Origin of the sequence: Ralstonia mannitolilytica, assembly GCF_000954135.1 — a bacterium.
GTDB classification, from domain to species: domain Bacteria; phylum Pseudomonadota; class Gammaproteobacteria; order Burkholderiales; family Burkholderiaceae; genus Ralstonia; species Ralstonia mannitolilytica.
The window spans coordinates 1,142,259-1,163,613 of record NZ_CP010799.1 but is presented as its reverse complement, the minus strand read 5'-3'; the positions used below and the strand labels follow the sequence as shown (position 1 = coordinate 1,163,613).

Annotated in this window: 23 protein-coding genes and 1 other RNA gene; 11 read left to right on the top strand and 13 right to left on the bottom strand. The window is 66.1% G+C overall.

Annotation, left to right across the window (positions count from 1 at the left end; translation table 11 throughout):
• The 9 genes from TK49_RS05610 to TK49_RS05570 all read left to right on the top strand — a co-directional run bounded on the left by TK49_RS05610 (nt 1) and on the right by TK49_RS05570 (nt 8,832).
• Nucleotides 1–1,239: an NAD(P)/FAD-dependent oxidoreductase gene (locus tag TK49_RS05610; RefSeq protein ID WP_045785825.1), complete on the top strand. Its 1,239-nt coding sequence runs from the start codon at nt 1–3 to the stop codon at nt 1,237–1,239.
• 193 nt (nt 1,240–1,432) lie between these two features.
• Nucleotides 1,433–2,503, top strand: coding sequence for a tRNA dihydrouridine synthase DusB (gene dusB, locus TK49_RS05605; protein WP_045785824.1), 1,071 nt, complete (start codon nt 1,433–1,435; stop codon nt 2,501–2,503).
• Nucleotides 2,500–2,733, top strand: a complete 234-nt coding sequence (locus tag TK49_RS05600) for a Fis family transcriptional regulator (protein ID WP_045785823.1) — start codon at nt 2,500–2,502, stop codon at nt 2,731–2,733. The genes dusB and TK49_RS05600 overlap by 4 nt, the downstream gene beginning before the upstream one ends.
• A gap of 78 nt (nt 2,734–2,811) precedes the next feature.
• Complete coding sequence (gene purH / locus TK49_RS05595) at nt 2,812–4,386, top strand: bifunctional phosphoribosylaminoimidazolecarboxamide formyltransferase/IMP cyclohydrolase (protein WP_045785822.1); 1,575 nt, start codon at nt 2,812–2,814, stop codon at nt 4,384–4,386.
• 83 nt (nt 4,387–4,469) lie between these two features.
• Complete coding sequence (ruvC, locus tag TK49_RS05590) at nt 4,470–5,015, top strand: crossover junction endodeoxyribonuclease RuvC (protein WP_045785821.1); 546 nt, start codon at nt 4,470–4,472, stop codon at nt 5,013–5,015.
• Between the two features lie 79 nt (nt 5,016–5,094).
• A complete protein-coding gene (locus TK49_RS05585) occupies nt 5,095–6,237 on the top strand; it encodes a glycerophosphodiester phosphodiesterase (RefSeq protein ID WP_045785820.1) in 1,143 nt (380 codons plus the stop codon).
• 146 nt (nt 6,238–6,383) lie between these two features.
• Entirely contained in the window at nt 6,384–6,965 is a 582-nt protein-coding gene (gene ruvA, locus TK49_RS05580) for a Holliday junction branch migration protein RuvA (protein WP_012761185.1), read from the top strand.
• A 63-nt stretch (nt 6,966–7,028) separates the two neighbouring features.
• Entirely contained in the window at nt 7,029–8,102 is a 1,074-nt protein-coding gene (gene ruvB / locus TK49_RS05575) for a Holliday junction branch migration DNA helicase RuvB (protein ID WP_045785819.1), read from the top strand.
• 19 nt (nt 8,103–8,121) lie between these two features.
• On the top strand, nt 8,122–8,832 hold the full coding sequence (locus TK49_RS05570; protein ID WP_045785818.1) for a queuosine precursor transporter: 711 nt from the start codon (nt 8,122–8,124) through the stop codon (nt 8,830–8,832).
• A 3-nt stretch (nt 8,833–8,835) separates the two neighbouring features.
• Here TK49_RS05570 and TK49_RS05565 read toward each other — a convergent pair whose 3' ends face one another.
• Genes TK49_RS05565 through tyrS form a run of 3 tightly spaced genes read right to left on the bottom strand, consistent with a single transcriptional unit; the run spans nt 8,836 to nt 11,312 of the window.
• A complete protein-coding gene (locus TK49_RS05565; protein WP_045785817.1) occupies nt 8,836–9,516 on the bottom strand; it encodes a histidine phosphatase family protein in 681 nt (226 codons plus the stop codon).
• A gap of 18 nt (nt 9,517–9,534) precedes the next feature.
• A complete protein-coding gene (dtd, locus tag TK49_RS05560) occupies nt 9,535–10,047 on the bottom strand; it encodes a D-aminoacyl-tRNA deacylase (RefSeq protein ID WP_045785816.1) in 513 nt (170 codons plus the stop codon).
• A complete protein-coding gene (tyrS, locus tag TK49_RS05555) occupies nt 10,044–11,312 on the bottom strand; it encodes a tyrosine--tRNA ligase (protein WP_045785815.1) in 1,269 nt (422 codons plus the stop codon). The genes dtd and tyrS overlap by 4 nt, the downstream gene beginning before the upstream one ends.
• Nucleotides 11,313–11,487: 175 nt before the next feature.
• Here tyrS and TK49_RS05550 point away from each other — a divergent pair, with 175 nt between their 5' ends.
• Nucleotides 11,488–12,642, top strand: coding sequence for an anhydro-N-acetylmuramic acid kinase (locus TK49_RS05550; protein WP_045785814.1), 1,155 nt, complete (start codon nt 11,488–11,490; stop codon nt 12,640–12,642).
• Nucleotides 12,643–12,708: 66 nt separating this feature from the next.
• On the opposite strand, the gene erpA is transcribed toward TK49_RS05550, so the two are convergent.
• From erpA to rplM, 5 genes are all read right to left on the bottom strand, one after another.
• Entirely contained in the window at nt 12,709–13,083 is a 375-nt protein-coding gene (gene erpA / locus TK49_RS05545) for an iron-sulfur cluster insertion protein ErpA (protein WP_045785813.1), read from the bottom strand.
• Between the two features lie 127 nt (nt 13,084–13,210).
• Nucleotides 13,211–13,615 (bottom strand): bactofilin family protein, encoded by a 405-nt coding sequence (locus TK49_RS05540; protein WP_045785812.1) that lies wholly within the window; start codon nt 13,613–13,615, stop codon nt 13,211–13,213.
• Nucleotides 13,616–13,657: 42 nt separating this feature from the next.
• A complete protein-coding gene (locus tag TK49_RS05535; protein WP_045785811.1) occupies nt 13,658–14,413 on the bottom strand; it encodes a DUF6776 family protein in 756 nt (251 codons plus the stop codon).
• Nucleotides 14,414–14,641: 228 nt separating this feature from the next.
• On the bottom strand, nt 14,642–15,034 hold the full coding sequence (gene rpsI / locus TK49_RS05530; protein ID WP_004633190.1) for a 30S ribosomal protein S9: 393 nt from the start codon (nt 15,032–15,034) through the stop codon (nt 14,642–14,644).
• Nucleotides 15,035–15,046: 12 nt separating this feature from the next.
• Nucleotides 15,047–15,475 carry a 50S ribosomal protein L13 gene (rplM, locus tag TK49_RS05525; protein WP_009239122.1) on the bottom strand — a complete coding sequence of 143 codons (429 nt, stop codon included), beginning with the start codon at nt 15,473–15,475 and terminating at the stop codon, nt 15,047–15,049.
• Nucleotides 15,476–16,174: 699 nt separating this feature from the next.
• On the opposite strand from rplM, the gene TK49_RS05520 reads away from it, so the two are divergent.
• The gene (locus TK49_RS05520; RefSeq protein WP_045785810.1) at nt 16,175–16,621 is read left to right on the top strand and encodes an OsmC family protein; all 447 of its coding nucleotides are present in this window, start codon (nt 16,175–16,177) and stop codon (nt 16,619–16,621) included.
• A gap of 1 nt (nt 16,622) precedes the next feature.
• On the opposite strand, the gene rnpB is transcribed toward TK49_RS05520, so the two are convergent.
• The 5 genes from rnpB to TK49_RS05500 all read right to left on the bottom strand — a co-directional run bounded on the left by rnpB (nt 16,623) and on the right by TK49_RS05500 (nt 21,236).
• An RNA gene (gene rnpB / locus TK49_RS23765) (RNase P RNA component class A) lies at nt 16,623–16,964 on the bottom strand.
• 13 nt (nt 16,965–16,977) lie between these two features.
• Nucleotides 16,978–17,778, bottom strand: a complete 801-nt coding sequence (locus TK49_RS05515; protein WP_045787763.1) for a DUF3025 domain-containing protein — start codon at nt 17,776–17,778, stop codon at nt 16,978–16,980.
• A gap of 4 nt (nt 17,779–17,782) precedes the next feature.
• Complete coding sequence (pyrC, locus tag TK49_RS05510; protein WP_045785809.1) at nt 17,783–18,817, bottom strand: dihydroorotase; 1,035 nt, start codon at nt 18,815–18,817, stop codon at nt 17,783–17,785.
• A gap of 32 nt (nt 18,818–18,849) precedes the next feature.
• Nucleotides 18,850–20,148, bottom strand: coding sequence for a glycerate kinase type-2 family protein (locus TK49_RS05505; RefSeq protein WP_045785808.1), 1,299 nt, complete (start codon nt 20,146–20,148; stop codon nt 18,850–18,852).
• Entirely contained in the window at nt 20,145–21,236 is a 1,092-nt protein-coding gene (locus TK49_RS05500; protein WP_045785807.1) for a tartrate dehydrogenase, read from the bottom strand. Before TK49_RS05500 ends, TK49_RS05505 begins: the two co-directional genes overlap by 4 nt.
• Nucleotides 21,237–21,355 lie beyond the last annotated feature (119 nt).

Genomic DNA, 21,355 nt, shown 5'->3' with positions numbered 1-21,355 from the left:
ATGCAGATCACCGTCGTGGGTGCCGGCATTGTGGGCACCGCATGTGCACTGCAATTGCAGCGCGAAGGCCACCAGGTCACGCTGCTCGATCAGGCCGGCATCGGCGAAGGCTGCTCGTTCGGCAACGCCGGCTGCCTGAGCGTGGCGTCCGTCGTGCCGATGGCGCTGCCCGGCATGCTCAGGCAGGTGCCGAAATGGCTGGCCGACCCCATGGGTCCGCTCACGGTGCGCTGGTCCTACCTGCCGCGCGCCCTGCCCTGGCTCCTGCAATGGGTGCGCGCCGGCAATGAAGCCCAGGCGCGTGCGACGGCGCCGCCGCTGGCACATCTGTTCAGCGCGACCTTTCCCGGCTATCGCAGCCTGCTCGACCCCGCGCAATACGACAGCCTGATCCGCCAGACCGGGCACCTGTATGTCTGGCGCACGCTGACGCGCTCCTCGGGCGACGCGCTGGCGCAATCGATCCGCGATGCAACCGGCGTGCGCTCCCAAGCCCTGAGCGCCAACGAAGCCCGCGAACTGGAGCCCGCGCTGGCCCCCGATATCCAGTCGGCCCTGCTGCTGCCCGACAACGGCTTCACGGTCAACCCGGAGCGGCTGGTCAAAACGCTGGCGGCCAATTTTGCTGCAGCGGGCGGCACGTTCCTGCGCCGCAAGGTGGTGGATGTCGAATCGGACGACCACGGCCCGACGCGGCTGCAGACCGATTGCGGCACGCTGCCCGTGTCGAAGCTCGTCGTCACGGCCGGCGCGTGGTCGATGCGGCTCGGCGCAAAGCTCAGCGGCACGCGCATCCCGCTCGATACCGAACGCGGCTATCACGCAATGCTGAGCGCCCCGACCGTGCAGCCCTCGCGGCCGATCATGGACTGCGAACGCAAGTTCATCGCCACGCCCATGGAAGGCGGCCTGCGCATTGCCGGCACAGTCGAGATCGGCGGGCTGGATGCCCCGCCCGATTACCGCCGTGCCCGCATCCTGGCGCGACAGGGTCAGCAACTCTTCCCCGGCCTCGCCTTTGCGGACGACAGCCAGTGGATGGGCTTTCGGCCGTCGATTCCGGACAGCCTGCCCGTCATCGACCGCTCCGAGCGCTACCGCAACGTCTTCTTTGCGTTCGGGCACGGCCACCTGGGCATGACGGGCGCGCCCGGCACGGCCAGGCTCATCGCCGATCTGGTCAGCGAACGCGCGCCCTTCATCGACGCCCGCCCGTACGGCCTGCAACGGTTCCGCTGATGCCGCCGCGGCAAGCACGCCTTGCCGCAACCGCACCGCCGCATAGTTTGTGCACAACATTTAGGCAATCGGCCGGTTTGGCGGTAAAATCCCGTCCTCGCATTTTTCACCCCCGTCGTTCCGCCAATGCTGGCGGAAGGGGCTGTTTTTTCGTTTCTTCGTCGCTCAACGCCTCACCAACGCGCCGCGTACCGTGCAGATCGGACCGCATACCCTTCGCAACAACCTGTTCGTCGCCCCGATGGCGGGTGTGACGGACCGCCCGTTCCGCCAGCTTTGCAAGCGGCTGGGCGCGGGCTATGCGGTGTCCGAGATGGTCGCGTCCAACGCGCAGCTCTGGAAGAGCGAGAAGACCATGCGGCGCGCCAATCACGAAGGCGAGGTCGAGCCGATTGCCGTGCAGATCGCCGGCGCCGAACCGATGATGATGGCCGAGGCCGCACGCTACAACGTCGACCGGGGCGCGCAGATCATCGACATCAACATGGGCTGCCCGGCCAAGAAGGTGTGCAACGTGGCCGCCGGTTCGGCGCTGCTGCAGAACGAGCCGCTGGTGGCGCGCATCGTCGAGGCGGTGGTCGGGGCCGTGGGCGACCGGGTGCCTGTCACGCTCAAGATCCGCACCGGCTGGGACCGCGAGCATCGCAACGCGCTCACCGTGGCCCGCATCGCGCAGGACGCGGGCATCAGCATGCTGACCGTGCACGGTCGCACGCGTGCCGACCTGTACCACGGTGAAGCCGAATACGACACCATCGCCGCGGTCAAGGCGTCGGTGCGCATTCCGGTGGTCGCCAACGGCGACATCACCACGCCGGCCAAGGCCAAGCACGTGCTGGCCGTAACGGGCGCCGACGCCATCATGATCGGCCGCGCGGCGCAGGGCCGGCCGTGGCTGTTCCGCGAGATCGAACACTTCCTGCAGACCGGCACGCTGCTGCCGGCGCCCGAGGTGGAAGAGATCCGCGGCATCATGAACACGCACCTCGAAGAGCACTACGCGTTCTACGGCGAATACACCGGCGTGCGCACCGCGCGCAAGCACATCGCCTGGTACACGCGCGGGTTGGCGGGGGCCAACCTGTTCCGCCACCGCATGAACACCATCGAAGACACCGCGGCGCAACTGGCTGCCGTCAACGCGTTCTTCGACGAACAGCGCGCGCTGTCCGATCGCCTCGTCTACGAAGACCAGGCCACCGCCGACAGCGAGCGCCCCACGACGGGCAACAACGACAACAACAAGGAACTGCTTGCCGCATGAGCCGCAACCCGATCGAACGTTGCATCCGCGACAGCCTGGATGCCTACTACCGCGACCTGGATGGCGAAAACCCGTCCAACGTCTACGACATGGTGCTGCAGGCCATCGAACGGCCGCTGCTGGAGACCGTGATGGAATGGGCCTCCAACAACCAGTCGCAGGCGGCCGACTACCTGGGCATCAACCGCAACACGCTGCGCAAGAAGCTGCAGCAGCACGGGTTGCTCTGAGCCCGCCGACCGATTTCCCTTTCTGACGGCGCCAGGGCCACCACCCCAGCGCCACACCTGCCCACCGGCGTTTCCATCATGATCCAGCAAGCCCTGCTTTCCGTTTCCGACAAGACCGGCATCGTCGACTTTGCCCGTGCCCTGCACGAGCGCGGCGTCAAGCTCCTCTCCACCGGCGGCACCGCCAAGCTGCTCGCCGAATCCGGCCTGCCCGTGACGGAAGTGGCGGACTACACCGGCTTTCCGGAAATGCTCGACGGCCGCGTCAAGACGCTGCACCCGAAGGTGCACGGCGGCATCCTGGCCCGCCGCGACCTGCCTGAGCACATGGCGGCGCTCGCTGAGCACAGCATCCCGACCATCGACCTGCTGGTGGTGAACCTGTACCCGTTCCAGCAGACGGTGGCCAAGGACGAATGCACGCTGGCCGACGCCATCGAGAACATCGACATCGGCGGCCCGACCATGCTGCGCTCGGCGGCCAAGAACCATCGCGACGTGACGGTCATCGTCGACCCGGCCGACTACGCCACCGTGCTGGCCGAAATGCAGGCCAACAACAACACGGTCGGCTACGAAACCAACTTCATGCTGGCCAAGAAGGTGTTCGCGCACACCGCGCAGTACGACGGCGCCATCACGAATTACCTGACGAGCCTCGGCGCCGACAAGTCGCACAGCACGCGCAGCGCCTATCCGCAAACGCTGAACCTGGCCTTCGACAAGGTGCAGGAGATGCGTTACGGCGAGAATCCGCACCAATCCGCCGCGTTCTACCGTGACCTGAAAGCCGTCGACGGCGCGCTCGCCAACTACACGCAACTGCAGGGCAAGGAGTTGTCGTACAACAACATCGCCGACGCCGACGCCGCGTGGGAATGCGTGAAGTCGTTCGACCCGGCCAAGGGCGCCGCGTGCGTCATCATCAAGCACGCCAACCCGTGCGGCGTGGCCATTGGCGGCACCGCGCAGGAAGCGTATGAGAAGGCCTTCAAGACCGACTCGACTTCGGCCTTCGGCGGCATCATCGCCTTCAACGTGCCGCTGGATGAAGCAGCCGCACAGGTCGTCGCCAAGCAGTTCGTGGAAGTGCTGATCGCCCCGGGGTTCTCGGAAGGGGCGCGTGCCGTGTTCGCCGGCAAGCAGAACGTGCGTGTGCTCGAAATTCCGCTCGGCAACGGCATCAATGCGTACGACTTCAAGCGCGTGGGCGGCGGCCTGCTGGTGCAGAGCCCGGACGCCAAGAACGTGCAGCCGAGCGAGCTGCGCGTGGTCACCAAGCGCCACCCGACCCCGAAGGAAATGGACGACCTGATGTTCGCCTGGCGCGTCGCCAAGTTCGTCAAGTCGAACGCCATCGTGTTCTGCGGCGGCGGCATGACGCTGGGCGTGGGCGCCGGCCAGATGAGCCGTGTGGACTCGGCCCGCATCGCCAGCATCAAGGCGCAGAACGCCGGTCTGACGCTGGCCGGTTCGGCTGTGGCGTCGGATGCGTTCTTCCCGTTCCGCGATGGCCTGGACGTGGTGGTCGACGCTGGCGCCTCGTGCGTGATCCAGCCAGGCGGCTCGGTGCGCGACGATGAAGTCATCGCCGCCGCCGACGAGCGCAACGTGGCGATGATCTTCACGGGCACCCGCCACTTCCGCCACTGAACGGCACGGTGGTTCGACCGATCAGCGGGGCAAGGCGTAGACTGGCGCCTGCCCCGTTTTTCTTTTCTGCTCCGCTCCATTTCATGCGCATCCTCGGCATCGATCCCGGCCTTCGCACCACGGGTTTCGGCGTGCTCGAACGGCACGGCCACAAGCTCGTGTACGTGGCCTCGGGCACGATCAAGAGCAACGGCAATGCCGACCTGCCCAGCCGCCTGAAGACGCTGTATGACGGCGTCTCCGAACTGGTGAGCACCTACCGGCCGGACTGCGCTTCCATCGAAAAGGTGTTCGTCAACGTCAACCCGCAGTCGACGCTGCTGCTCGGCCAGGCCCGCGGCGCGGTGATCTGCGGCCTGATGAGCGGCAACCTGCCCGTGTTCGAATACACCGCGCTGCAACTGAAGCAGGCCGTCGTCGGCTACGGCCGCGCCAACAAGGATCAGGTGCAGGAAATGGTCGTGCGCCTGCTCAACCTCGAAGGCAGGCCGGGCGCCGATGCGTCCGACGCGCTGGGCGTGGCGATCTGCCATGCGCACGGCGGCGAAACGCTGGCCGCCATGGCCGGGCTGGCGCCGCAGCTTGCGCAAAAGGGGCTGCGCGTGCGGCGCGGGCGCCTCGTCGGTTGACAGGATCTTCAAAGTCGGCGGGTAGCTGCTTCATCGCGCGGCGACTACCATGCGGGGTGTCCGTCTTCAGGAGATCCCGATGCTGCGCCGCCTCATCCTGCTGAGCCCGTTGATCTTGAGTACCTCGATGGCCCTGTCCGCCTGCCGGCTGGAATACAACCATGGCGGCGACAACGGCGGCGGCAACACCACGCCCATCACCACCGTCCAGGTGATCGGACACCGCGGTGCATCGGCGTTGCGGCCCGAGCACACGCTCGCCTCGTACCAGAAGGCCATCGACGACGGCGCCGACATCATCGAGCCCGATCTCGTCTCCACCAAAGATGGCGTGCTCGTTGCGCGCCACGAGAACGAAATCTCCGGCACGACGAACGTGGCCGACGTGGCAGCATTTGCTGGCCGCAAGACCACCAAGACGATCGACGGCCAGAGCGTCACCGGCTGGTTCACCGAAGACTTCACGCTCGGTGAATTGAAAACGCTGCGCGCACGCGAGCGCATCCCCAGCATCCGCCCCGACAACGTCGCCTACAACGACCAGTTCGACATCCCGACGCTCGACGAGATCATCGCGCTCGCGCGGGACCAATCCGCCAGGCTTGGCCGCAACATCGGCATCTATCCCGAGACGAAACATCCGACGTACTTCCAGTCGATCGGTCTGCCGCTCGAAGACAGGCTGATCGATGCGCTGCGCCGTGATGCCTTCACGGCGAGCCGCACCACGGTCTACATCCAGTCGTTCGAAGTGGCCAACCTCAAGGCCATCCGCGACAAGATCGGCAGCAGCCAGCCGAACTGGAAGCTCGTGCAACTGATGGGCAGCGCGGGCCGGCAACCGTACGACTTCTTCGTCGCTCGCGACACCCGCACCTACGGCGACATGATGACCGACCGCGGCATGCGCGACATCGCGAGCTATGCCAACGGCGTCGGCCCCGACAAGAACAGCATCATGAGCCTGGATGCCGACGGCCGGCTCACCGACCCGACCGACCTCATCCGCAACGCGCACAACGCTGGGCTCGTCGTCCACCCGTACACGTTCCGGCCCGAGAACACCTTCCTGCCGCCGTCGCTGCGCAGCGGTGCCGACAGCACGCGGAACGTGAGCGGCTCCATCGAAGAGATCCAGGCCTTCCTGCGCGCAGGCGTCGACGGCTTCTTCACAGACGACCCGGCGGTCGGGCGGCAGGCCGTCTCGACCTTCAAGCGCTAGCGTTCGTGCATCAAACCGGAGTGGGCGGCCCGAGGCGGCCCCGGCAAGCGCAGGCGTACAAGGGGCCGCTGAGCCTCGCAGAGGGGTCGGGCCGGGCGGCAGGTTTGGGCTACACTGCGTCCCGTTTTGGAGGAGGAACCCCACCCATGATCGGACGCATCGCCGGGACGCTGATCGAAAAGAACCCGCCGCACCTGCTGGTCGATTGCCACGGCGTCGGCTACGAGATCGACGTGCCGATGAGCACGTTCTACAACCTGCCCGCCACCGGCGAAAAGGTCGTGCTGCTGACCCAGCAGATCGTGCGTGAGGACGCCCATCTGCTCTACGGTTTCGGCACCGCCGCCGAGCGTGAAACCTTCCGCCAGCTCATCAAGATTTCCGGCATCGGCGCGCGCATTGCGCTGGCGGTGCTGTCGGGTATGTCGGTAGCCGAACTCGCGCAGGCCGTCACGCTGCAGGAAGCCGGGCGGCTGACGCGCATCCCGGGGATCGGCAAGAAGACGGCCGAGCGCCTGCTGCTCGAACTCAAGGGCAAGCTGGGCGCCGACCTCGGCGCCGTGCCCGGCGGCCCGGCCGTCTCGGACGACGCGGTCGACGTGCTCAACGCCTTGCTGGCGCTGGGGTATTCCGACAAGGAAGCAGCGCTCGCCATCAAGCAGGTGCCGGCCGGCACGGGCGTGTCCGAGGGGATCAAGCTGGCGCTCAAGGCGCTGTCCAAGGGCTGACGCCCCGGCGCGGCAAGACGGTAGAATGGCCTGCTCGCGCCTTCCCGGCGCCGTCTGCCCGTCATGATCGAAACCGACAAGCTCGCCGCCAAGGCTGTCTCTGCTGAGCGCATCATCTCAGCCTCCCCCGCCTCCCCCAACGAGGAGGCGTTCGAGCGCGCGCTGCGCCCCAAGCTGCTCGACGAATATGTCGGCCAGGAAAAGGTGCGCGGCCAGCTCGACATCTTCATGACGGCGGCCAAGCAGCGCAGCGAAGCGCTGGACCACGTGCTGCTGTTCGGCCCCCCCGGTCTGGGCAAGACGACGCTGGCGCACATCATCGCGCGCGAGATGGGCGTCAACCTGCGCCAGACTTCGGGCCCCGTGCTGGAGCGGCCCGGCGATCTGGCCGCGCTGCTCACCAACCTCGAAGCCAACGACGTCCTCTTCATCGACGAGATTCATCGGCTCTCGCCCGTGGTGGAGGAAATCCTGTACCCGGCGCTGGAGGACTACCAGATCGACATCATGATTGGCGAGGGCCCGGCGGCGCGCTCGGTCAAGCTCGATCTGCAGCCGTTCACGCTGGTGGGGGCCACCACGCGGGCCGGCATGCTGACCAACCCGCTGCGCGACCGCTTCGGCATCGTCGCGCGGCTGGAGTTCTACACGCCTGCCGAGCTGACGAAGATCGTCACGCGCTCGGCGGGCCTGCTCAACGCCAGGATCGCCGAAGACGGCGCGCTGGAAATCGCCAAGCGCTCGCGCGGCACGCCGCGTATCGCCAACCGTCTGCTGCGCCGCGTACGTGACTACGCCGAGGTCAAGGCCGACGGCGTCATCACGCGCGAAGTCGCCGATGCCGCACTGGCGATGCTCGATGTGGATGCCGTCGGCTTCGACCTGATGGACCGCAAGCTGCTCGAAGCGATCCTGCACAAGTTCAACGGCGGGCCGGTCGGCATCGACAACCTGGCGGCAGCCATCGGCGAAGAGCGCGACACGATCGAAGACGTGCTCGAGCCGTACCTGATCCAGCAGGGCTACCTGCAGCGCACGCCGCGCGGCCGCGTGGCTACGGCATCGGCGTACCAGCACTTCGGGCTGGGCGCGCCAAAGAGCGGCCCGGTGCGCGATCTCTGGGACGACAACAACTAGCCATCAGCGCCGCGATGCCATGACCGCTCCAAGTCCTCAGCGCAACTTCCGCTACTACGACTTCGTCATGGCCGCCTTCGTCACAGTGCTGCTGTGCTCGAACCTGATCGGTGCGGCCAAGGCGGCGCAGGTCACGTTGCCGATCCTTGGGCCGGTCACATTTGGCGCGGGCGTGCTGTTCTTCCCGATCTCGTACATCTTCGGCGACATCCTCACCGAGGTGTACGGCTACGGGCGCGACCGCCGCGTGGTGTGGGCGGGTTTTGCCGCGCTCGTCTTCGCGTCGTTCATGTCGCTGGTGGTGCTGGCGCTGCCCGTGGCGCCGTTCATGGCCGGCTATCAGAAGAGCCTGAACGACGTGTTCGGCAACACGCCGCGCATCGTGGCGGGGTCGCTCATCGCATTCTGGTGCGGCAGCTTTGCCAACAGCTACACGCTGGCGAAGATGAAGATCGCAACGGAAGGGAAATGGCTGTGGACGCGCATCGTCGGGTCCACGGTGGTGGGCGAGGCGGTCGATTCGTCGCTGTTCTACGTGATCGCCTTCTACGGCATCTGGCCGCACGAACAGGTGCTGCGCGTGGCCATCGCGCAATACATCCTCAAGACCGGCTGGGAAATCGTCGCAACCCCACTCACCTACCGCGTCGTCGCCTTCCTCAAGCGCGCCGAGAACGAGGACTACTACGACCGCGATACCGACTTCACGCCGTTCCGGCTGAAGGTGTAGCGTTCAGGGAACGCGGCGGTCCACCTCGTCGAGCACCAGCAAATCGAGGTGCGCGACATCGCCCCACTGCAGCACGGTCAACTGATGACCGTCGGATGAAAGCCGGTTGATGCTCGCGTTGCGCAGCTCATGCCGGCGTGGCTCGGTGAGCGTCATGGCGTTGGCGTGGCGATACAGGCAATCCAGCACGCCGCCGTGGCTGACCAGCGCGATGCGTTCGCCGGGGTGGCGGCGGACGAGGCGCAGGGCTGTCTGCACCGCGCGCTCGTGGAATTCGGTGAGCGTTTCGCCGCCGGGCGGCGCGAACGCCGGCACGCGGTTCTGCCAGGCGTCGAATTCAGCCGGATGCCGCTCGGCGACTTCGGCGTAGGTCAGGCCTTCGAACTCGCCGTAGCAGCGTTCGCGAAGGCCGGCGTCGTCGCGCACCGCTACGCCGAGCTCATCGGCCAGCGCTTGCGCGGTCTGCCGGGCGCGCGACAGGTCGCTTGCGTAGACCGCATCGAAGCGCTCACCCGCGAGCGCCCTGCCGAGCTGCGCGGCTTGCTCAAGCCCCTGCGTGTTCAGCGGCACGTCGAGCTGGCCTTGCAGGCGGCGCTCACGGTTCCAGTCGGTCTCGCCGTGGCGGATGAGCACGATGTGGGTAATTTGCGGCATCGGCATGGGCATGGCAGCGGCGCGTGGCATCACGGGGTCCTGGGCAGGTCAGACGGATTTGACGGCGGATTTGGCCACCTCGGGCGCTGCCGCCCGCACCGCTGGCGGCGCGACCTGCAGCCAGAACGTGACCGGCCCATCGTTGACGAGCGACACCTTCATGTCGGCACCGAACTCCCCGGTGGCGACGATGGGGTGCTGCGCCTGCGCCCGCGTCACGAAATGCTCGTACAGGCGGCGGCCGTCTTGCGGCGCAGCCGCCGGCGTAAAGCTCGGACGCGTACCGGACTTGGTATCGGCCGCCAGCGTGAACTGCGAGACGATCAGCAAGCCGCCTGCCTGCCCGTTGCCGTCGATGTTGCGCACCGGCAGGTTCATCCTGCCCTGCGCATCCGAGAACACGCGGTAGTTCAGCAACTTTTCCAGCAAGCGGTCGGCCTCGGCGGCGGTGTCGCCGCGTTCGGCGCACACGAGGGCGAGCAGGCCCGGTCCGATCTCGCCGACGACGCGGCCATCGACGCGCACGGCCGCTTCCGACACGCGCTGGATCAGGCCGATCACTTCAGCACCACGCGCGCAAATCGGCGCTTGCCGACCTGCATGACGAACGTGCCTGCCTCCACCTTCAGGCCCTTGTCGCTGATGACGGTACCGTCGATCTTTACGCCACCCTGCTCGATGTTGCGGTTGGCTTCCGACGTCGACGGGCAGAGGCCGGCCTGCTTGAGCAGCTGCGCGATGCCCAGCGGCGCGCCCGACAGCTCGATCTGCGGGATGTCGTCCGGCACGCCGCCGCGGGCGCGGTGGTTGAAGTCATCCAGTGCGCGCTCGGCATCGGCCTGGCTGTGGAAGCGCGCAACGATTTCCTGCGCCAGCAGCACCTTGCAATCGCGCGGGTTGCGGCCCAGCGCGACCTCTTCCTTCATCATGTCGATCTCGGCCTGCGGGCGGAAGGACAGCAGCGTGTAGTACGTCCACATCAGGTCGTCGGAGATGCTCATCAGCTTGCCGAACATCTCATTCGGCGCCTCGCTGATGCCGACGTAGTTGCCCTTGGACTTGGACATCTTCTCCACGCCGTCCAGCCCCACCAGCAGCGGCATCGTCAGGATGCACTGCGGCTCCTGGCCGTATTCCTTCTGCAGCTCGCGCCCGACCAGCAGGTTGAATTTCTGGTCGGTGCCACCCAGCTCCAGGTCGGATTTCAGCGCAACGGAGTCGTACCCCTGCATCAGCGGGTAGAGGAATTCGTGCACCGAGATCGGCACGCCGGCCTTGAAGCGCTTGGTGAAGTCATCGCGCTCCATCATGCGGGCGACGGTGTAGCGCGACGCCAGCTGGATCATGCCGCGCGCACCCAGCGGGTCGCACCATTCGCTGTTGTAGCGGATCTCGGTCTTGCTCGGGTCAAGGACCATGCTGGCCTGGCGGTAGTAGGTCTGTGCGTTGGCCTCGATCTGCTCGCGCGTGAGCGGCGGGCGCGTCGAGTTGCGGCCCGACGGATCGCCGATGGTCGAGGTGAAATCGCCGATCAGGAAGATCACCTGATGCCCCAGGTCCTGCAGCTGGCGCATCTTGTTGAGCACCACCGTGTGGCCGATGTGGATGTCGGGCGCAGTCGGGTCCAGGCCCAGCTTGATGCGCAACGGCACGCCGGTCGCGGCGCTGCGCGCGAGCTTCTGTTCCCACTCTGCCGCCACCAGCAATTCGTCGCAGCCGCGCAGCGACACCTCCATCGCGTGCAGCACCTCGGGCGTGACCGGATATTTCGGTTTGCCCGGCGTAGCGTTGTCGGAAGCGGGTACGGAAGCGTCAGGTGCGGTCATGGCAAAAAGAAAGGTCACCGCGCCGCTGAAGCAACGGCGCGAACGGAAACAAGAAACAGGGAGATCGTGCGTGCGCGATGGCCGACATGCGTCCAAGACGTTCCGGCCGCGCAATCCCGGGATTTTACCGTGATGTGCCCAGCCGGCCCGCCATCGCGCTGGTAAGCTGTCGCGCATGAGCCATCCCGACAACATTTCCACCCGCAGCGACCGCTACATCGGCCTGATGTCCGGCACCAGCCTGGACGGCGTCGACGGCGTACTCGCGGATTTCTCCGGCGACCACCCGGCCGTCCTGGCCGACGCCTACGTGCCCTTCCCTGCCGAGCTGCGGCAGCGCTTTCTGGACCTGCAGCACGCCGGTCACGATGAAATCCACCGCGAGGCCTTGGCCGCCAATGCGCTCGCCATCGTCTACGCCGAATGCGTCGGCAGGCTGCTCAATGCCACGGGACTGACCGCACACGACGTGCAGGCCATCGGCGCGCACGGGCAGACGATCCGTCATCAGCCCGGGGCGCACGACGGCATCGGATACACGCGCCAGACACAGCATGCTGCCGTGCTGGCCGAGCGTGTCGGCATCGACGTCATCGCCGACTTTCGCAGCCGCGACATCGCCGCGGGCGGCCAGGGCGCGCCGCTTGTGCCGGCCCTGCATCGCGCGCTGTTTGGCCTGCCGGATGCGTGGCGCGTGGTGTGCAACATCGGCGGCATCGCCAACCTGACCGTGCTGCCCCCGCAGGCGTCCGATGCGCGCGACGCCGTGCTGGGCTTCGACTGCGGCCCCGGCAACGCCCTCATGGACTATTGGGTCTACAGCCACCAAGGCACCCGCTACGACGCCGACGGCGCCTGGGCGCGCACCGGCCGCATCGACGAAGCCCTGCTCGCACAGCTCAAGGCGGCCCCGTTCTTTGCCGCGCCTCCGCCCAAGAGTACCGGTCGCGACCTGTTCAACCCGGCGTGGCTGCAGCAGACGCTCGGCGATGCACTTGCCGCCGCACGCCCCGCAGACGTGCAAGCCACGCTGCTCGCCCTCACCGCCGACACCATCGCCGATGCCGTACGGGCGCATGCGCCGCAAGCGACATCGCTGCTCGTCTGCGGCGGCGGTGCACGCAACGGCGCGCTGATGGCGCGCATCGCGCGGCAGCTGCCGGGCGTGCAAGTCGCCCCGACAGACGACTTTGGCGTGCCAGCGCATCAGGTGGAAGCGCTCGCCTTTGCGTGGCTCGCGCGCCAGTGCGTACACCGCGTACCGGGCAATCTGCACACCGCGACCGGCGCCTCGGGCGGTCGCATTCTGGGCGCGATCTATCCGGCCTGAGCACCCAAACTCAAGGCAACAAAAAAGCGCACCCAGGTGCGCTTTTTCCTTTGGAGCGAGGCCCCGTCAGACCGAGAACGACGAGCCGCAACCGCAGGTGGTCGAGGCATTCGGATTCTTGATGACGAATTGCGCGCCGTTGATGTCTTCCTTGTAGTCGATCTCGGCGCCCACCAGGTACTGGTAGCTCATCGAGTCGATCAGCAGCGTCACGCCATTCTTGGTCATGGTCGTGTCGTCTTCGTTGGTTTCTTCGTCAAAGGTGAAGCCGTACTGGAAGCCCGAGCAACCGCCGCCCTGCACGAACACGCGCAGCTTGAGCTCCGGGTTGCCTTCTTCTTCAATCAGTTGCTTGACCTTGTCCGCAGCGCTGTCGGTAAAGACCAGCGGAGCCGGAACCTCGTTCACATCGGGCGTGGCTGCCTGCGCGACTGCGTTCATGAAAATCTCCTGTGGGATACGTCTCAAACTTGCCTGTATTTTAAGCGCAAGCTTGAAATCGTGCCGAAGCCCCGGGTTTCAAGGGGGCATTGTGCGGTGCCCCAGCAACGGCTGGCACCGCGTGTGATCAGTCCTGGTTCGAAGCCAGCTTGAGATTGGGCAGCAGCTTCACATCGCCAGGCGCCGCGTGCGTCAGCGTGCCCATGACGACCGCGCCCTGGTGCATCTCCAGCGCCGCGTATTGCACGTTGCCCTCGATGCGGGCCTTGGGCTGCAACTCGAGCAGTTCAGCCACATGCACCGGTCCCACCACCGTGCCGTTGAGGATCAGGTGCCCGACGTGCACCTCGCCTTCCACGCGTGCGCTGTCGGTAATGACGAGCATGCTCGGTTTGTCAGGGTCGCCGTAGACGTTGCCCTTGATCTCGCCGTCGATCCGCAGACCGCCCGAGAAGCGAAGGTCGCCTTCCAGCCTGGTGCGGGCGCCGAGCAATGTTTCAATCGCCAAGCCCTTCTTCTTGCCAAACAGCATCGTCGACTCCTCTTTTTGTACTGTTCCGACAGGACGTGCCCGTCAGATGGAAAAACTCTGGCTCGCCTTGATCTTGCCGTTCTGCAGCACCTTCACCATCACCGACTGCACCGTGGTGCCGGGTGGCACATCCACCCAACCTTCCAGGCGCTGATAGTGCGTGAGCTTGACGCGGGTAGTGGCTGCAGCCGACCCGCTCGCCGCCCCACCCGGGAAATCGATCGTAGCAGGTTTGCCCGCCTGTACCACGTTCAACGTCAGCGCCAATTGCCCCTGGAATTCGGAGACCGGGGCAAAGGCCTTGCCGCCGCCCTGCATCAGCAACACGCGAAAGCGCAGGCGCGTAGGCTGGGCTTCATCCGGTGCAATGCGGAAGCTGCGCACGTAGATGCCGGCGGAGTTGGTCGGCGCGGGCAGCAGGCTGTCGAAGAACGCCAGATCTTCTTTCAGTTGCGCGTTCTCGGTCTCGAGCGCCTTGAGTTGCTCGGCCATCTGCGCCTGCGCCCCTTCGGCAATACCCAGACGGGCATCCACGGTGCCCGCCGACGCGGCCAGCTTGTCGCGCTCGGCCTGCACCGCAGCCAACTTCGCGGTCAGTTCGCGGTTCATCGCGCGCAGGTCGCTGTCGTGCGGCCCCGTCAGACGGCGGCCCTCCTCGAACGCCCACAGCGCTGCTGCCGCCGCCAAGCCAAGCACCACCGCAATCAGCAGAACCGTCACCGGCCATGGCAGGCGTGAACGTACGGTCACGTTCGGAGCGAGCACGGAAGCGCGGCGCAACAGGCGGCGCGCCTTCATGCGGCCACTCCCAGGCTCGCACTGCGGATCGAAACCGGCTTAGGCGAAACAGCGGATTGCATCATACGAACCAAACGCTGGCAAAGTGTGAATTGTAGTCCTGCGTGCATGTCGGAGCTGTTGCAAAGCGTAAGTGAGGGGCAGGACGCATCACATCACTTGAGTGAAGCCCACAAAACAAAAAACCACACCCGAGGGTGTGGTTCTTTGCTGAAGCAGGAGCAGCGATTAACGCTTCGAGAACTGCTTGGCGCGGCGGGCCTTGCGCAGACCGACCTTCTTACGCTCGACTTCACGTGCATCACGCGTCACCAGACCGGCCTTCGACAGGGCGGGCTTCAGCGTGGCATCGTAATCGATCAGGGCGCGGGTGATGCCGTGACGCACGGCCCCGGCCTGGCCGGTTTCACCGCCGCCAACCACGTTGACCTTGATGTCAAACGTAGCTGCGTGGTTGGTCAGTTCCAGCGGCTGACGCACGATCATCAGCGAGGTTTCACGAGCGAAGTACTCGTTGATAGCCTTGCCGTTGACGATGATGTCGCCCTTGCCGGACTTGATGAAGACACGTGCCACAGCGCTCTTGCGGCGGCCGGTGCCATAGTTCCAGTTTCCGATCATGGATTAGGCCCCTTAGATTTCCAGCGCTTTCGGCTGCTGAGCTTCGTGCGGATGCGAGCCTTCGGCGTAAACCTTCAGCTTCTTGATCATCGCGTAGCCCAGCGGACCCTTCGGCAGCATGCCCTTCACAGCCTTTTCCAGGGCACGGCCCGGGAAACGCTGCTGCATCTTGCCAAACGTCGTTTCGTAGATACCGCCCGGGTAACCCGAGTGGCGATAGTACTTCTTGTCGGTCGTCTTGGCGCCCGTCACGCGCAGCTTGGCCGCGTTGATGACGATGATGAAATCGCCGGTATCGACGTGCGGAGTGAATTCGGGCTTGTGCTTGCCGCGCAGTCGGTGTGCCACTTCGCTGGCGACACGCCCGAGGACCTTGTCCGTCGCGTCAATCACGTACCAATCGCGCTTCACCTCATGCGGCTTTGCGGAAAAGGTCTTCATGATTTTTCCAAAATAGAGTCAGTGCCCGAGTGGACCCGTATCGCGCCCAGAGCTTGCGCTCAAACTGCTCACGAACGGATCGTCTTGCGGACGCCTGCGCAACCTCATGCAAGGTCGTCGCCGGCCCGCCTTCCCGCTTGTTGGTGCGGGCTCTCTGGATGTCTTCTCCGCGGGCAATCCGGAAAAGATTTCGATTGTACCTCGCGACGAGCCCTTGACACAAGGAAAAGGGCGCGTTCCCCGCACAACGGACAAAAAAAAACCCAAGCTATCGAGCTTGGGTTTGAATCCACCAAAGGAGGAGGGTGGAGGAGACACCTGCTGATCGGTTGACTTGGCGGGTTGCACCGCATCAACTGATCCAATGGTGCAAATTATACCCATTTCTGGGGCACGCGCAAGGAAATTTGCACTACGAAATCGCATCCCGTAATGCGGAAAGCAGATAGGAGCACTCGCTAGCGATAAAACTCCATATATATCAATTACTTACATGTAACGTCGAGCGTCGCGTCCGCGAAACGCTAGAGCGACCCCTCGAAATTCGGGTCGTTTTTGGTGCGGCAGCCGCGGGTTGCACCTTTTCTTGAAGGTGCCACTGTCAAGCCGGCCCGACCCTAATCGGACAGCGCGGGCGTGGGCCGCTGGCTACAATGTGGCACTTCGTCGGCGCAGGCCGACTCCGCACAAGGATTGGACATGGATTGCACAGTGAGCTGGGCCGGCCCGGATGGCATGGCCTTTTTGGCGGAAACCGGCAGCGGCCACCTCGTCACCATGGACGGCGCACCGGACGGCGGTGGCCGCAACCTGGCACCGCGCCCGATGGAAATGGTGCTGCTGGGCACCGGCGGCTGCACGGCCTATGACGTGGTGCTGATCCTCAAGCGCGGCCGGCAAGACGTGCAGGGCTGCAGCGTCAAGCTGCATGCCGATCGCGCCGAAACCGACCCGAAGGTCTTCACGCGGATTCACTTCACCTTTACGGTGACGGGGCGCAATCTCAAGCGGGAAGCCGTTGAACGTGCGATCCAGTTGTCGCACGAGAAGTACTGCTCGGCGTCGATCATGCTGGCCAAGACAGCCGAGATCACGCACTCGCTGGAGCTGGTGGACCTCGCCACGCAGCCGGGCGCATCGGAATAAGAAGCGAAGCGGACCGATAAGCCGGATTCTGTGCGCCGCGTGGCCGAAACCAGCGGCGTGACAACCATTCCTCTAGACCGGCTGTTGCCAGCCGGCTCAAGCTCCCTACCCGCAGACTCGGCGAGCCGCTTCATCGCCTGCTTACTTGGGATTGCTCCGGGTGGAGGTTACCGCGTTTCACCCTTCGCCCTGACCGAAGCCCGGGCGAAGACTCGTCTCTGTGGCCCTATTCCGCACGTCACCGTGGATGGTCGTTAGCCATCACCCTGCTCTATGGAGTCCGGACTTTCCTCCCCTTCCGCTCGCACGAGGCGGCGCAAGCAGCGGTTGTCTGGTCCGCTTCGCGAGGCGCGAGTCTAGCACTGTTCAGGTAAGAATCGCCGCCGGCCCGGGCGAAAGACTGTCGTGTCCAGATAGAAGCCGGCGTCTTCGTTGGCATCGCACCAACCCGGGATCCCCATGACGGGCAACGGGCGGAAATGGCGGGGCGCGAGATCGGCGTGCAGCAGTGTCTCGGCCAGCGCAGCGTCGAGCGAGGGGCGGTCCGCCGGCAACGCGGCCACCTGCACCGGCCACGCGTGGGCCGTGATCGACTTGTAAGGCGCGACCAGCTTTTCCAAGACTGCATGGCCGAACGGCAGAACCGCGCACGTGGCGCCCCACGCTGCCCTGCCCTCGACGAACAAGCCGCGCCAGTCGAACCCGGTCAGACACCGCTCAGGCGCGTCTTCGGCGTGCAGAAAGATCAGGGCATTTTCGTCGAACAGCGTGGCGGCATCGCGAACGGTGCCGCGTGCCGCGCCAATCCCGTCCTGCGTGATCACCCGCGCCTGGCGCGCGTTGAGCGCTGCCTTCGCACGCGGCCAATGCAACCAGATCAGGGCGTTGAAAAAGTCGTGGAGATTGTCCCGGGTCGGCACCTCGCCCGTGGCGGCGATGTGTGCTTCGTAAGCGGTGCCGGCCGGCAGTGCATCTTGCCGGACGAAGCGCAGGGCATGACCGCTGCACGTGCCGATTGCATGTGCCGCCGGCTGCGCGTTCAGTGCGTCTCGAAGATCGGCGCCCCGCGTGATTGCGTCTGCAAGCGGCGCGCCCACTGCAGCGAGCGGTGCGAACGCCGGATGGCCCCAGTCGATCGCACCGAGATCAGCGGCCAGCAACTCAGACAGACTTCCAGCGCAGCATCTCGCCGCCGCGCAACGGCACCAGCGTCTGCTCGCCGAACGGGACTTCGGCGGGAAGCTGCCATTGCGAGCGCGTGAGCGTCAGCGTGCCGGCGTTGCGCGGCAGGCCGTAGAAGTCCGGCCCGTGGAGGCTCGCAAAACCTTCGAGCTTGTCGAGTGCGTTGGCGTCTTCAAAGGCCTCGGCGTACAGCTCCATGGCGTGCAGCGCAGTGTAGCAGCCGGCGCAACCGCAGGCGTGTTCCTTGACGCCCTTGGCGTGCGGCGCGCTGTCGGTACCGAGGAAGAAGCGCGGGTGGCCCGAGGTGGCCGCGGCCACCAGCGCCAGGCGGTGCGTTTCGCGCTTGAGCACCGGCAAGCAGTAGTAATGCGGGCGGATGCCGCCGACAAACAGGGCGTTGCGGTTGTACAGCAGATGATGCGCGGTGATGGTTGCGCCGACCGGGCCTTCCGCATCGCGCACGTATTCGGCTGCGTGCTTGGTGGTGATGTGCTCGAACACGACCTTCAGCGCCGGGAAGTCGCGGCGCAGCGGCAGCATCACCGTGTCGATGAAGACGGCCTCGCGATCGAAGATGTCGACGGTCGGGTCGGTCACCTCGCCGTGCACGAGCAGTGGCATGCTGACTTCCTGCATGGCTTCGAGCGTCTTGGCGCAGCGGCGCAGGTCCGTCACGCCGGCATCGCTGTTGGTGGTGGCACCCGCGGGATACAGCTTCACGCCATGGACAATGCCGCTGGCCTTGGCCTCGCGGATGACCTCGGGGGACGTGTTGTCGGTCAGATACAGCGTCATCAGCGGCTCGAACTGCGTACCGGCGGGCAGCGCCGCGAGGATGCGCTCGCGGTAGGCGCGCGCCTGGGCGGTGGTCGTCACCGGGGGCTTGAGGTTCGGCATGATGATCGCCCGGCCGAACTGGCGCGCGGTGTCGCCCACCACATCGGCGAGCGCGTCGCCGTCGCGCAGGTGCAGGTGCCAGTCATCGGGGCGGACGATTGTGAGGGTGTCGGTCATGGTGATGCAGCCTTCGGATGCGGAATGCAGATTCAGAGAATGAGGATGGCGCGGTAGTCGTTGACGTTGGTACGCGTCGGCCCGGTAACGATGAGGTCATCGGCGGCCGCGAAGAAACCATAGGCGTCGTGTACGTCCAACGCGGCGCGAGCGGCAATGCCCCTGGCGGCAGCACGGGCGATGGATTCGGGATCGAGCAGCGCGCCCGCATTGTCCTCCGATCCGTCGATGCCGTCTGTATCGGCGGCGAGGGCGTAGACGTTGTCCATGCCGTCCAGCGTGACGCCGAGCGAGAGCAGGAACTCCGCGCAGCGCCCACCCCTGCCGCCGGTCAGGCCGGGCGGAATCGTCACCGTGCATTCGCCGCCGGAGATGAGCGCGACCGGCGCGGCGAACGGCGTGCCGTGCTGGCGGATCTGCCGGGCCAGGGCGCCATACACCTGGGCGACCTCGCGCGCCTCGCCGGTTACGGTATCGCCGAGGACGGCCGTGCGGATGCCGCGCGCCGCAAAAACCTGAGCGGCGGCCTGCAGGCTCTGCTGCGCGGTCGCGATGATGTGATTGCTGACGCGACCGAAGCAGGGATCACCGGGCTTGGGCGTTTCCGCGATCTCGCCGCGGGCGCCGCGTTCGAGGTGGGTGCGCACGGTGTCGGGCATCTGCGCGCCCCAGCGCCTGAGGATGGCAAGCGCATCGGCATAGGTGCTCGGGTCGGGCACCGTGGGCCCGCTGGCGATGGCGCTCGGATCATCGCCGGCCACGTCGGAGACGATGAGCGTGGTCACAGGCGCGCGCGACGCGGCCGCCAGCCGCCCGCCCTGGATGCGCGAGACGTGCTTGCGCACGATGTTCATGTCGGTGATGGGTGCGCCGCAGCGCAGCAACTCACGCGTGACGGCCTTCAGATCGGCCATCGGGATGCCGTCGGCCGGCAGCGACAGCAGGCTCGAGCCGCCGCCCGAGACCAGCACGATCAGCCGGTCGTTCCCGGTGAGGGCCGATACGCGCTCGAGAATCTCGAGCGCGGCTTGCTCGCCGGCCTCGTCGGGCACAGGGTGACCGGCTTCGATCACGCGGATGCGCTCGGTCGGCAGGCCGTGGGCGTAGCGCGTGACGACCAGCCCTTCGAGTTGCGCGCGGCCTGCGTAGGCCTGCTCGACAGCCAGCGCCATCGATGCGGCAGCCTTGCCGGCGCCGACCACCAGCGTCTTGCCGGCGGCGTGCGGCGGCGGCAGGAAGCCGGCGACGATCTTCAGCGGATCGGCGGCCCCCACGGCGGCTGCGTAGCTCTCCAGCAAGAGGGCGCGGGCGCCGGGGCGGTCGAGCTTCATGCCAGGGCCTCTGCGATCGCGCGGCCCAGGTCGACCGTGCCAGCCGTGCCGCCAATGTCGCGCGTGAGCGGCGCATGGCCGGGGCCGGCCGCCAGCACCTCCTCAATGGCCGCCAGCACGGCGGCCCCCGCCTCGAGTTCGCCAAGATGCTCCAGCAGCATCGCCGCACACCAGATCTGCCCGATCGGGTTGGCAATGCCTTGGCCCGCGATGTCGGGCGCCGAGCCGTGCACCGGCTCGAACAGGCTCGGATACGTGCGATCCGGGTTGATGTTGCCCGACGGTGCGATGGCAATCGTGCCCGTGCAGGCCGGCCCGAGGTCGGAAAGGATGTCGCCGAACAGATTGCTGGCGACCACCACGTCGAACATCTCGGGCTTCTGCACGAAGTGCGCGGTCAGGATGTCGATGTGGAACTTGTCGACGTTGACGTCCGGGTAGTGCCTGGCCATCGCTTCCACGCGCTCGTCCCAGTACGGCATGGTGATCGAGATGCCGTTCGATTTGGTCGCCGACGTCAGGTGCCTGGCGGGGCGGCGCTGAGCCAGATCGAAGGCGAACTTGAGGATGCGGTCGACGCCGGTGCGGCTCATGACCGTTTCCTGGATCACGATCTCGCGCTCCGTGCCGCCGTACATGCGTCCGCCCACGCTGGAGTATTCACCCTCGGTGTTCTCGCGCACGACGTAGAAATCGATCGCGCCGGGTGCGCGCGGCTGGCCGTTGCGGTCGACAAGCGGGCTGCGGATGCCAGGCATCAGGCGCACCGGGCGCAGGTTCACGTATTGGTCGAAACCGCGCCGGAACTGCAGCAGCGAGCCCCACAGCGAAATGTGATCGGGCACCGTATCGGGCCAGCCCACCGCACCGAAGAAGATGGCGTCGTAGCCGCGCAGCGTCTCGAACCAGTCGTCGGGCAGCATCTTGCCGTGGCGGGCGTAGTAGTCGCAGCTCGCAAAATCGAAATGATCGGTCTGCAGCGCAAAGCCGAACCTGCGCGACGCCGCATCCAGCACGCGCAGACCTTCAGGGACGACTTCCTTGCCGATCCCGTCTCCGGGGATCACGGCAATGCGGTAGGACTTCATGGGGTGTTCCGGTTGAAGGTGGTGAGATGCTGCGTTGGGTGGGGATTCCGACGGCGTGCGGCGTGGGCGCAACGGCCGCCCCCCGGGGCGGGGCCGCGGACGCCAAGCCGCTTGGCACC